Source organism: Pseudomonas xantholysinigenes (assembly GCF_014268885.2).
GTDB classification, from domain to species: domain Bacteria; phylum Pseudomonadota; class Gammaproteobacteria; order Pseudomonadales; family Pseudomonadaceae; genus Aquipseudomonas; species Aquipseudomonas xantholysinigenes.
Genome location: NZ_CP077095.1, coordinates 2,019,732 through 2,031,243 on the forward strand (window position 1 = coordinate 2,019,732; position 11,512 = coordinate 2,031,243).

The window sequence follows — 11,512 nt, forward strand, 5'->3', positions numbered from 1 at the left end:
ATCCGTTCCAGGACAATGAACGTTGATGTTAGGTCAAGTTGTATTGTTTTTGCGTGCTAAGATAATTCTGGATGTGTATTGAAGCCGTTCATCCAGCCCGTATCGTTCTCAGCCATGGAAAACTGGATCGAATTTCTGTCGCGCTACCAGCGCGAGCACAACCTCAAGCAGCATCAACTGGCCGAACGCCTGGGCATGACCCAAGGCGGTGTCGGCCATTGGTTGCGCGGCACGCGCAGGCCGACCCTGGCCACTGTCAACGAAAAGCTGGAAAAGCTGGGCCTGGCGTACCTCGAGGCGCGGGTGATGGTGGTCGAGCGGGACATGACCCGCGAAAGCCGGGGTGTCTATGCGGTGGAGCGGCCGCCGTCGGTCAATGCCCTGCGCCACGCCAGTTTTCGCTTTCCGGTGTTGCGCTGGGCCGACCTGCAAGGGGCGTTGCCGCACACCGGCGACACCCAGGAGCTGACCGGCTACATGCCGGCCGGCAACGCCTTCTGGTTGCCGGTGGAGAATGACGCGATGAATGCCGCCAGTGGCCGCAGCGTGCCGCAGGGCGTGCTGGTGCTGGTGGATGCGGGGATCGAGGCCGCGCCGGGGCGCCTGGTGGTGGCCCGCCAACCGGGCAAGCCGGCGGTGCTGCGCGAGCTGATCGAGGAGGGCGGGCAGCAGATGCTCAGGCCGCTCAATACCTTGTATCCGACGGTACTGTGCGAGGAAGGGTGCGAGTTCCTCGGGGTGGTGGTGCGGATGCACGGGGTGCTCTAGGTTCGCGTGCAGATCGTGTTGGGGCTGCGAGGTGCCAGGCGGGAGCCTTGCAGCGCTCTTGAGATCGAGCGCCGCCCGCGCGGCGCATCGCGACGCAAGGCCGCTCCTACATTTGTTGCAACGTGCCAAACCTGTCAGGCCATGGTTGCCCGCCTTGGTGCATGTCTTGAGACAGGTGAGGCGCCAGTGGTGCCCACACTGAAACCGCGTCGTACCAACAAGGCGTGCCAGGTGATGGCACAGGATTGACTGGCCCGAAACAGATGTAGGAGCGGCCTTGCGTCGCGATGCGCCGCGCGGGCGGCGCTCGATCTCACAGGCGAAACAACCCTTTAGACGAACACATTGCCGCCGTTACGCCTCCTCCAGCTCCACCAGCACTGTCCCTTCGCTGACCATATCCCCCTCCTGGCAGAACAGCGCCTTCACCGTCCCGGAGTGGGGCGCCCGAATGCTGTGCTCCATCTTCATCGCCTCCAGCACCACCAGCGCGGTTCCGGCCTCAACGACCTGTCCCGGTTCGACCAGCACCCGCACGATACTGCCGTTCATCGGCGCGCCCAGGCCGCCCTGATGGGCGTGGCTGGCCTCGGCGGCGGCAATCGGATCATGCACGCTGACGGCATGCAGCTCGCCCTGCCAGCGCAGGTACAGCGTACCGTCACGCTGTACCGCCAGGTACCGCCGACGCAGGCCATCGAGGTCATGGCGCAGTTGCTCGCCCTCCAGGCGATACGTCGACGGCGCGCTGCGCTCCAAGGCCACGGCCTGTTCATGGCCGTCGCATTGCAGGTGCAGGCTGCTACGCGCCGGCAGGCCCAGGCGCAGGCCATCGCGGGCGGCCCAGGGCGACACCCGGTCATCCTGGCGTTGCAGCGCGGGCTCGCTTTGCAGCCAGGCCTCGGCGGCGGCTTCCCAGAACGGTGCCGGCAAGGCTTGCGGCGCAGGCAGCAAGACATCCTGATGGCGTGGGATGAAGCCGGTATCCAGCTCCGCCTGCGCGAACGCAGGGTGCGCGAGGATGCGCCGCAGGAAGGCGATGTTGGTCTTCAAACCACCGATGGCGAATTCGTCGAGCATCGCCAGCAGGCGCAGCCGCGCCTGTTCGCGGTCCTGGCCCCAGGCGATCAGCTTGCCCAGCATCGGGTCGTAGAACGGCGAGATCACATCGCCCTCGGCGACGCCGCTGTCCACTCGTCGGCCTTCGCCCGGCGCCGATTCGCGGTACAGCGCCAGGGTGCCGGTGGCCGGCAGGAATTCGTTGGCCGGGTCTTCCGCGTACAGCCGCACCTCGATGGCATGGCCGACCAGCGGCACCTGCTCCTGGCTGATCGGCAGCGGCTCGCCGCAGGCCACGCGGATCTGCCAGGCCACCAGGTCGAGCCCGGTGATGGCTTCGGTGACCGGGTGTTCCACTTGCAGGCGGGTGTTCATCTCCATGAAGAAGAACTCGCCCCGGGCATCGAGCAGGAATTCAACGGTGCCGGCGCCCACGTAGCCGATGGCCTGGGCCGCGCGCACCGCCGCCTCGCCCATGGCCTGGCGCAGCTCGGGCGACAGGCCTGGCGCCGGCGCTTCTTCCACCACTTTCTGGTGGCGGCGCTGGATCGAGCAATCGCGCTCGTTGAGGTACAGGCAGTTGCCGTGCTGGTCGGCGAATACCTGGATTTCCACATGACGTGGCTTGAGCACGTACTTTTCGACCAGCATCCGCGCATCGCCAAACGACGACTGCGCCTCACGCTGCGCCGAGGCCAGGGCGTCGGCCAGCTGGCTTTCTTCCTCGACCACCTTCATGCCCTTGCCGCCACCCCCGGCGCTGGCCTTGAGCAGCACCGGGTAGCCGATGCGCTCGGCGGCGGCACGGAAGGTGTCGAGGTCCTGGGCCTCGCCGTGATAGCCCGGCACCAGCGGCACCCCGGCTTGCTCCATCAACGCCTTGGCCGCCGACTTGCTGCCCATGGCATCAATGGCGCTGGCCGGCGGGCCGAGGAAGATCAGCCCGGCCTGCTCGATGGCACGGGCGAAACCGGCGTTCTCCGAGAGAAAGCCATAGCCCGGATGGATGGCTTGGGCGCCGCTGGCCTTGGCTGCGGCGATCAGTTTGTCGATCACCAGGTAACTGTCAGCCGCCTTGGTGCCGCCGAGGTCCACCCGGATATCGGCTTCGCGGCTATGGCGCGCTTCGCGGTCGGTGGCGCTGTGCACGGCCACGGTGGTCAGGCCCATGGCCTTGGCGGTGCGCATCACCCGGCAGGCGATCTCGCCGCGGTTGGCGACCAGCAGGGTGGTCAGGGTAGGGCGGGTCATGGGCGCGGCTCCTTGTGGTCTTGCCAGGCCGGGCGGCGTTTTTCCAGGAAGGCGCGCAGGCCCTCCTGGCCTTCGGCGCTGACGCGGATGCGGGCGATGGTGTTCTCGCAGTAGCGGCGCAGGGCGGGGCTCAGTTCGCCGTCGTCCACTTCGCGCAGCAAGTCCTTGGTGGCGCGCAGCGCCTGCGGGCTGTTGTGCAGCAGGTTGTCGACCCAGGCCTCGACCTGGGCGTCCAGCTCGCTGGCCGGGTACACCTCGGCCAGCAGGCCCAGCTCACGGGCGCGGGTGCCGCTGAAGCGCTCGGCGGTGAGGGCATAGCGGCGCGCGGCGCGTTCGCCGATGGCCTTGACCACGAACGGGCTGATCACCGCCGGGGCCAGGCCGATGCGCACTTCCGACAGGCACAGCTGGGCATCCTCGGCACCGATGGCCATGTCGCAGCAACTGATCAGCCCCAGGGCGCCACCGAAGGCCGCGCCTTGCACCACCGCCAGGGTCGGTGCCTTGAGGCGGTGCAGCGCGTACATCAGCTCGCCCAGCTCATGGGCGTCGTCCAGGTTGGTGTTGAAGTCCAGCTGCGCCGATTGCTGCATCCAGGCCAGGTCGGCGCCGGCGCTGAAGTGCCGGCCACGGCCGCGCAGCACCACGAAGCGCAGGCCGGCATCCTCGGCCAGTCGATCCAGGGCGACGATCAGCTCGCGGATCATCTGTGCGTTGAACGCGTTGTTCTTGTCTTCGCGGCTCAGCCACAGGGTGGCGAAGCCGCGAGGGTCCTTGACCAGTTCAAGGGTGGCGAATTCGCTCATGGGTCACATCCGGAAAATGCCGAAGCGGCTCTGTTCGATCGGGGCGTTCAGCGCGGCGGACAACGCCAGGCCGAGCACATCGCGGGTTTGCGCCGGGTCGATGACACCGTCGTCCCACAGCCGGGCGCTGGAGTAGTAGGGGTGGCCCTGGCGCTCGTACTGGTCGAGGATCGGTTGCTTGAGCTTTTTCTCGTCATCGCTGCTGAACGCCTCGCCACTGCGCTCGCTCTGCTCGCGCTTGACCTGGGCCAGCACGCCGGCGGCCTGCTCGGCGCCCATCACGCCGATGCGCGCGTTGGGCCACATCCACAGCAGGCGCGGGTCGTAGGCGCGGCCGCACATGCCGTAGTTGCCGGCGCCGAAGCTGCCGCCGATGATCACCGTGAACTTCGGCACCTGGGCGCAGGCCACCGCGGTCACCAGCTTGGCGCCGTGCTTGGCGATGCCGCCCTCCTCGTACTTCTTGCCGACCATGAAACCGGTGATGTTCTGCAGGAACAGCAGCGGGATGCCGCGCTGGCAGGCCAGTTCGATGAAGTGCGCGCCTTTTTGCGCGGCCTCGGCGAAGAGGATGCCGTTGTTGGCCAGGATCGCCACCGGGTAGCCATGCAGATGGGCGAAGCCGCACACCAGGGTGGTGCCGAACAGGGCCTTGAATTCGTCGAACTGCGAACCGTCGACCAGCCGTGCGATCACCTCGCGCACGTCGAACGGTTGCTTGGCGTCGGCCGGGATCACGCCGTACAGCTCCTCGGCGTCGTACAACGGCGCGATCGGTGCCTGGCATTGCAGCTTGCCCTGCTTGTGCCAGTTGAGGTTGGCGACGCTGCGCCGGGCGATGGCCAGGGCGTGCTCGTCGTTGTCGGCGTAGTGGTCGGCCACGCCGCTGGTGCGGCAGTGCACGTCGGCGCCACCGAGGTCTTCGGCGCTGACCACCTCGCCGGTCGCGGCTTTGACCAGCGGGGGGCCGGCAAGGAAGATGGTCGCCTGCTGGCGCACCATGATCGCTTCGTCGGCCATGGCCGGCACATAGGCGCCACCGGCGGTGCACGAGCCCATCACCACGGCGATCTGCGGTATCCCCAAAGCGCTCATGTTGGCCTGGTTGAAGAAGATCCGCCCGAAGTGCTCGCGGTCGGGGAATACTTCGTCCTGGCGCGGCAGGTTGGCGCCGCCGGAGTCCACCAGGTAGATGCACGGCAGGCGGTTCTGCAGGGCGATGGTCTGGGCGCGCAGGTGCTTTTTCACCGTTAGCGGGTAATAGGAGCCGCCTTTTACCGTGGCGTCGTTGGCCACGATCATGCATTCCACGCCTTCGACGCGGCCGATGCCGGCGATCACGCCGGCGGCCGGCACGTCCTCGCCGTACACCTCATGGGCGGCCAGCTGGCCGATCTCGAGGAACGCCGAGCCTGGATCGAGCAGGCGGTCGATACGCTCGCGCGGCAGCAGCTTGCCGCGCGAGGTGTGGCGCTGCTGGGCCTTCGGTCCACCGCCTTGGGCGACCTGGGCGAGCAGCTCGCGCAGGGCCTGGACCTGGGCCGCCATGGCGGCCCAGCTCTGCGCGAACTCTGGTGATTTAACGTTCAACTGTGACTTCAGGATCATCATGACTCCTTGCGCAGAATCAAGCCTCAAGCTTCAAGCTGCAAGATTGTTCAGTGTTGTGGCTACAAGCGTGCAGCGCTGTTACTTGCCGCTTGTAGCTTGCTGCTTGAAGCTTCTTCAGCGGGTTTCGTTGAACAGTTCGCGGCCGATCAGCATCCGGCGAATCTCGCTGGTGCCGGCGCCGATTTCGTACAGCTTGGCGTCGCGCAGCAGGCGGCCGGCCGGGAATTCGTTGATGTAGCCGTTGCCGCCGAGGATCTGGATCGCCTCCAGGGCCATCTGCGTGGCGCGCTCGGCGGTATAGAGGATCACCCCGGCGGCGTCCTTGCGGGTGGTTTCGCTGCGATCGCAGGCCTGGGCCACGGCGTACAGGTAGGCGCGGCTGGCATTGAGCTGGGTGTACATGTCGGCGATCTTGCCCTGGATCAGCTGGAACTCGCCGATGCTCTGGCCGAACTGCTTGCGGTCGTGGATGTAGGGCACCACCAGGTCCATGCAGCTTTGCATGATGCCGGTGGGGCCGCCGGCGAGCACCACGCGCTCGTAGTCCAGGCCGCTCATCAGCACCCGAACGCCGCCGTTGAGCTGGCCGAGGATGTTTTCTTCCGGCACTTCGACGTCATCGAAGAACAGCTCGCAGGTGTTGGAGCCGCGCATCCCGAGCTTGTCGAACTTGTTGCTGCGGCTGAAGCCTTTCCAGTCGCGCTCGACGATGAACGCGGTGATGCCGTGGGCGCCCTTGTCCAGGTCGGTCTTGGCGTAGATCACGTAGGTGTTGGCGTCGGGGCCGTTGGTGATCCAGGTCTTGCTGCCGTTGAGCACGTAGCGGTCGCCGCGTTTTTCGGCGCGCAGTTTCATCGACACCACGTCGGAGCCGGCGTTGGGCTCGCTCATGGCCAGGGCGCCGATGTGCTCGCCGCTGATCAGCTTGGGCAGGTACTTGAGCTTCTGCGCGTGGCTGCCGTTGCGGTTGATCTGGTTGACGCACAGGTTGGAGTGGGCGCCGTACGACAGGGCCACCGAGGCCGAGGCGCGGCTGATCTCTTCCATCGACACCACGTGGGCCAGGTAGCCCAGGCCGGCGCCGCCGTATTCTTCCGCCACGGTGATGCCCAAGAGGCCCATGTCGCCGAACTTGCGCCACATGTCGGCGGGGAACAGGTTGTCCTGGTCGATCTGCGCGGCGCGCGGCGCCAGCTCGGCGGCAACGAAGGTGCGCACCTGGTCGCGGAGCATGTCGATGGTCTCGCCCAGGGCGAAGTTCAGGCTGGGGTAATGCATGTGCAGGCACCTTCTTGTTCTTGAAATGGGATAACACCGTAGCCCAAGGATTCTCCGCAAACCCTGTGGGAGCGGGTCACCCGCGAATGCGTCAGCAGGGTCACCGTCATTGCCTGGATGATCGCATTCGCGGGTAAACCCGCTCCCACAGGGTCGGCGGCGTTTTCACCTTTACGTTAACGTAAGCCTACGTCATGCCACTGTCAATCCGGCAGTAACCTTTACGTAAACGTAAATATGCGCCAGAGTAATTGCCGCCTGCTTCAGTCATGCCCAGAACAACCACAAGAAGGGATCACCATGCCTCAACCAAGCTACACGCGCGGTCGTCAAGACAAACCACTGCTCACCCTGACCATCGGCCAGGCCTTCGATGCCACCGTTGCCCGCCATGGCGAGCGCGAGGCGCTGGTGGTGCGCCACCAGGGGGTGCGCTACAGCTGGCGCGAGTTGGCCGCCGAGGTCGATGTGCATGCCCGGGCCTTGATGGCGCTGGGCGTGGAGGTGGGCGAGCGGGTCGGTATCTGGGCGCCCAACTGCGCCCAGTGGTGCATCCTGCAACTGGCCGCGGCCAAGGTCGGCGCGATCCTGGTCAATATCAACCCGGCGTATCGGGTCGGTGAGCTGGAGTATGTGCTGCGCCAGTCCGGCTGCCGCTGGCTGGTGTGCGCCGATGCCTTCAAGACCTCCGATTACCACGCGATGGTGCAGGAACTGGTGCCCGAGCTGGCAAGCCATGGCGTCGCTGAATTGGCCAGTGAGCGCCTGCCCGACCTGCGCGGGGTGATCAGCCTGGCCGCCGAGCCGCCCGCGGGCTTCCTGCCCTGGGCCGCGCTGGCCGGGCATGCGGGGCAGGTAGAGGTCGCCGCATGCGAGGCCCGCCAGCAGGGCCTGCAGTTCGACCAGCCGGTGAACATCCAGTACACCTCAGGCACCACCGGCGCGCCCAAGGGCGCGACCCTGAGCCACTACAACATCCTCAACAACGGCTACCTGGTCGGCCAGAGCCTGGGCCTGACCGAGCGCGACCGCATGGTGATCCCGGTACCGCTGTACCATTGCTTCGGCATGGTCATGGCCAACCTCGGTTGCATCACCCATGGCAGCGCCATGGTCTATCCCAACGATGCCTTCGATGCCGAGCTGACCTTGCGCGCCGTGGCCGAGGAGCACGCCAGCATCCTCTATGGCGTGCCGACCATGTTCATTGCCATGCTCGACCACCCGCTGCGCAGCCGGTTGGACCTGTCCAGCCTGCGCAGCGGCATCATGGCCGGCGCCACTTGCCCGATCGAGGTGATGCGCAAGGTCATCGAGCAGATGCACATGGCCCAGGTGCAGATCGCCTATGGCATGACCGAGACCAGCCCGGTGTCGCTGCAGACCGGCCCGGACGACGAACTGGAACTGCGCGTGACCACCGTCGGCCGTACCCAGCCGCAGCTAGAAACCAAGCTGGTGGACGGCGACGGACGCATCGTCGCACGTGGCGAGACCGGCGAATTGTGCACCCGGGGTTACAGTGTGATGCTCGGTTACTGGGACAACCTGCAGGCTACCCACGATGCCATCGATCCGGCCGGCTGGATGCATACCGGCGACCTGGCGGTGATGGACGATGCTGGCTATGTGCGTATCGTCGGGCGCAACAAGGACATGATCATCAGGGGCGGCGAGAACATCTATCCGCGCGAGCTGGAGGAATTTTTCCATACCCACCCGGCTGTGGCCGAGGCGCAGGTTGTGGGGATTCCGTGCAGCAAGTACGGCGAAGAGGTGGTGGCGTGGATTCGCCTGCGCCCCGGGCACAGCGCCACGGCCGAGGAACTGCAGCAGTGGTGCAAGGTACGCCTGGCGCATTTCAAGACGCCGCGGCATTTCCGCTTTGTCGATGAGTTTCCAATGACGGTGACGGGGAAGGTGCAGAAGTTCCGGATGCGCGAGATCAGTGTGGAGGAACTGGGGGGCTAGACATCGCACTGAACACCAAGTCCACCAACTCGGCGAAGGTGGTGTAGGTGTGGATCGCCTGACTGATGTGGATGGCGAAGTTTTCCTCGATGACGGCTTGCAGTTCGACCACGTCGAAACTGTCGGCGCCCAGTTCGTCGAGAGTGATATCCGGGCGGATCCGGTGCTGGCTCTGCTCAAGGAAGCAGGCAAGGATCCGCAGCAGGTTAAGGGTGATATCCAGGCGCGAAGGCATGCCGAGGTAGTCGTCAGAGGGTGATGTTTCTCTGTACGTGACTTCGTGATCGGCCGCCACTGGTAGAAATGCCAGGTGTATCGGGCGTAACTTTGTGCCGTCAGGACCGGCCCCTTCGTGAAGGTGCCGGTTCAGGCGGTCAACATTGCATAACCTTGTCTATCCTCTACCTCTCACCGGCGGCTCTTCGCTCGGCGGGTCGCCCACCGTGGGCGGCACGGTGGGCTGCTCTTGCGGTTCATCCTCGGGCAGCGGCGGCGGCAAGGCCGGGTCGTCGATGTTCGGATCGGGAGTCTCTGGTGGAATGGGAATGTTCATGGGCCTGACCTCGCGGGATGAATGAAGCGGTGTCGCAGGCTTTGACCCAAGCCTGCGCCGCCACGCTCATTTTTTTTGAACCCCGCGCGCCAGCACGGCTCTGAACCCTTACCGTCACCAGCCCAGGGGAGCAGGTCGATGTCTGGTAACGAGCCGTTCGAAAGCGTGCCCATGGCGGGCGACCATCCGGACCAGGCCATCAGCCTGTCCCAGGCGCTGCTGGCGCCGCGAATCGTGATCGAGGACGTAAGCCCGGTGCTTGATGGCGGCACCTTCGCCGCCAAGGCAGTGCGCGGGCACAAGGTCGAGGTCACGGCCAAGGTCTACAGCGATGGCCATGACCGCCTGGCCGTGAGCCTGAACTGGCGCCAGGCCCACAGTCGGCGCTGGCACTGCGTGCCGATGCACTCGCCGGGCAACGACCTGTGGCTGGCGCACTTCACCCCCACCGAGCTGGGCTTGCATCAGTTCAGCATCGAGGCCTGGATCGACCCTTTCGCCACCTACTGCCACGACCTGGAGAAGAAGTACGCTGCCGGCGTGGAGGTGAAGCTCGAACTGGAAGAGGGCAGGTTGCTGCTGGGCCAGGGCATCGAACGCAGCGACGGGCCGTTGCGCGAACAGCTTGCAACCTTGCAGCAGCGCCTGGTGGATTTGCCGGTGGACGACCAGGTGGCCTTGCTGCTGCACCCCGATGCCGCGCAGTTGATGCTCGAGGCCGAGCACCGCAGCTACCTGACCCGCAGCCGTGAATTCCCCCTGGACGTCGACCGCGAGGCGGCGCTGTTCGCCAGCTGGTACGAGCTGTTTCCGCGCTCGGTCACCGACGATGCCGAGCGCCACGGCACCTTCAACGACGTGCACCAGCGCCTGCCGATGATCCGCGACATGGGCTTCGACGTGCTGTACTTCCCGCCCATCCACCCCATCGGCATGCAGCACCGCAAGGGCCGCAACAACGCCTTGCAGGCCGAACCCGGCGACCCCGGCAGCCCTTACGCCATCGGTAGCGCCGAGGGCGGGCACGAGGCCATCCACCCACAGCTGGGCAGTCGCGAGGACTTCCGCCGCCTGGTCGCCGCCGCCGCCGAGCATGGGCTGGAGATTGCCCTGGACTTCGCCATCCAGTGCTCCCAGGACCACCCCTGGCTCAAGCAGCACCCCGGTTGGTTCAGCTGGCGCCCCGACGGCAGCATTCGCTACGCCGAGAATCCGCCGAAGAAATACCAGGACATCGTCAACGTCGACTTCTACGCCCCCGAGGCGGTGCCGAGCCTGTGGCTGGCGCTGCGCGACGTGGTGCTCGGCTGGGTCGAGGAGGGGGTCAAGACCTTCCGCGTCGACAACCCGCACACCAAGCCGCTGCCGTTCTGGCAATGGCTGATCGCCAATGTGCGCGGTCGCCATCCCGAGGTGATCTTCCTCGCCGAAGCCTTTACCCGCCCGGCGATGATGGCGCGCCTGGGCAAGGTCGGCTATGCCCAGAGCTACACCTATTTCACCTGGCGCAACAGCAAGCAGGAACTGCGCGAGTACTTCGAACAGCTCAACCAGCCGCCCTGGAGCCAGTGCTACCGACCGAATTTCTTCGTCAACACGCCGGATATCAACCCGTTCTTCCTGCAAACCTCCGGTCGCGCCGGCTTTCTCATCCGCTCCGCGCTGGCAACCATGGGCTCGGGATTGTGGGGCATGTACTCGGGCTTCGAGCTGTGCGAAGGCACGCCGCTGCCGGGCAAGGAGGAGTACCTGGACTCGGAGAAGTACCAGATCCGCCCGCGCGACTTCACCCAGCCCGGCAACATCGTCGCCGAGATCGCCCAGCTCAACCGCATCCGCCGGCAGAACCGTGCCCTGCAGACTCACCTGGGGGTGGTGTTCCTCAACTGCTGGAACGACCAGATCCTGTATTTCGCCAAGCGCACGCCGGAGCGCGACAACGTGATCCTGGTGGCCATCAGCCTCGACCCCTACAACGCCCAGGAGGCCAGTTTCGAGCTGCCGCTGTGGGAGCTGGGGCTGGACGACAACGCCGACACCCAGGGCGAGGACCTGATGAACGGCCACCGCTGGACCTGGCACGGCAAGACCCAGTGGATGCGCATCGAGCCCTGGCACCAGCCGTTCGGTATCTGGCGCATCGAGAAGCTGCGCTAATCCCCTGTAGGAGCGGCCTTGTGTCGCGAAAGGGGCGCGAAGCGGCCCCAGGTTCTTA

9 protein-coding genes are annotated in these 11,512 nt (G+C 65.8%); 3 read left to right on the top strand and 6 right to left on the bottom strand.

All coding sequences use genetic code 11. The features are described 5' to 3' along the window. The first annotated feature begins 114 nt into the window (after positions 1 to 114). A complete protein-coding gene (locus tag HU772_RS09130; RefSeq protein ID WP_186660398.1) occupies positions 115 to 768 on the top strand; it encodes a LexA family protein in 654 nt (217 codons plus the stop codon). A 354-nt stretch (positions 769 to 1,122) separates the two neighbouring features. Here HU772_RS09130 and HU772_RS09135 read toward each other — a convergent pair whose 3' ends face one another. From HU772_RS09135 to HU772_RS09150, 4 genes are all read right to left on the bottom strand, one after another. Beyond that, positions 1,123 to 3,078 carry an acetyl/propionyl/methylcrotonyl-CoA carboxylase subunit alpha gene (locus tag HU772_RS09135; protein WP_186660400.1) on the bottom strand — a complete coding sequence of 652 codons (1,956 nt, stop codon included), beginning with the start codon at positions 3,076 to 3,078 and terminating at the stop codon, positions 1,123 to 1,125. Continuing rightward, complete coding sequence (locus HU772_RS09140; protein WP_186660401.1) at positions 3,075 to 3,884, bottom strand: gamma-carboxygeranoyl-CoA hydratase; 810 nt, start codon at positions 3,882 to 3,884, stop codon at positions 3,075 to 3,077. Before HU772_RS09140 ends, HU772_RS09135 begins: the two co-directional genes overlap by 4 nt. Positions 3,885 to 3,887: 3 nt before the next feature. After that, entirely contained in the window at positions 3,888 to 5,495 is a 1,608-nt protein-coding gene (locus HU772_RS09145; protein WP_186660403.1) for a carboxyl transferase domain-containing protein, read from the bottom strand. Between the two features lie 114 nt (positions 5,496 to 5,609). Beyond that, complete coding sequence (locus tag HU772_RS09150) at positions 5,610 to 6,773, bottom strand: isovaleryl-CoA dehydrogenase (protein ID WP_186660405.1); 1,164 nt, start codon at positions 6,771 to 6,773, stop codon at positions 5,610 to 5,612. A gap of 300 nt (positions 6,774 to 7,073) precedes the next feature. Between HU772_RS09150 and HU772_RS09155 the strand changes: the two genes are divergently transcribed. After that, the gene (locus HU772_RS09155; RefSeq protein ID WP_186660407.1) at positions 7,074 to 8,744 is read left to right on the top strand and encodes an AMP-binding protein; all 1,671 of its coding nucleotides are present in this window, start codon (positions 7,074 to 7,076) and stop codon (positions 8,742 to 8,744) included. Here the strand turns inward: HU772_RS09155 and HU772_RS09160 are convergent. Continuing rightward, the gene (locus tag HU772_RS09160) at positions 8,719 to 8,979 is read right to left on the bottom strand and encodes an acyl carrier protein (RefSeq protein ID WP_186660408.1); all 261 of its coding nucleotides are present in this window, start codon (positions 8,977 to 8,979) and stop codon (positions 8,719 to 8,721) included. The two genes, HU772_RS09155 and HU772_RS09160, sit on opposite strands and share 26 nt — an antisense overlap. Before the next feature lie 159 nt (positions 8,980 to 9,138). Then, positions 9,139 to 9,297: a hypothetical protein gene (locus HU772_RS09165; RefSeq protein WP_186660410.1), complete on the bottom strand. Its 159-nt coding sequence runs from the start codon at positions 9,295 to 9,297 to the stop codon at positions 9,139 to 9,141. Between the two features lie 138 nt (positions 9,298 to 9,435). On the opposite strand from HU772_RS09165, the gene HU772_RS09170 reads away from it, so the two are divergent. Continuing rightward, positions 9,436 to 11,454 carry an alpha-1,4-glucan--maltose-1-phosphate maltosyltransferase gene (locus tag HU772_RS09170; protein ID WP_186660412.1) on the top strand — a complete coding sequence of 673 codons (2,019 nt, stop codon included), beginning with the start codon at positions 9,436 to 9,438 and terminating at the stop codon, positions 11,452 to 11,454. Positions 11,455 to 11,512: the final 58 nt, after the last annotated feature.

Coding starts and splice junctions, on each gene's coding strand:
- HU772_RS09170 (WP_186660412.1), top strand. CDS start 9,436: ATGTCTGGTAACGAGCCGTTCGAAAGCGTGCCCATGGCGGGCGACCAT.
- HU772_RS09160 (WP_186660408.1), bottom strand. CDS start 8,979: ATGCCTTCGCGCCTGGATATCACCCTTAACCTGCTGCGGATCCTTGCC.
- HU772_RS09165 (WP_186660410.1), bottom strand. CDS start 9,297: ATGAACATTCCCATTCCACCAGAGACTCCCGATCCGAACATCGACGAC.
- HU772_RS09140 (WP_186660401.1), bottom strand. CDS start 3,884: ATGAGCGAATTCGCCACCCTTGAACTGGTCAAGGACCCTCGCGGCTTC.
- HU772_RS09130 (WP_186660398.1), top strand. CDS start 115: ATGGAAAACTGGATCGAATTTCTGTCGCGCTACCAGCGCGAGCACAAC.
- HU772_RS09155 (WP_186660407.1), top strand. CDS start 7,074: ATGCCTCAACCAAGCTACACGCGCGGTCGTCAAGACAAACCACTGCTC.
- HU772_RS09150 (WP_186660405.1), bottom strand. CDS start 6,773: ATGCATTACCCCAGCCTGAACTTCGCCCTGGGCGAGACCATCGACATG.
- HU772_RS09145 (WP_186660403.1), bottom strand. CDS start 5,495: ATGATGATCCTGAAGTCACAGTTGAACGTTAAATCACCAGAGTTCGCG.
- HU772_RS09135 (WP_186660400.1), bottom strand. CDS start 3,078: ATGACCCGCCCTACCCTGACCACCCTGCTGGTCGCCAACCGCGGCGAG.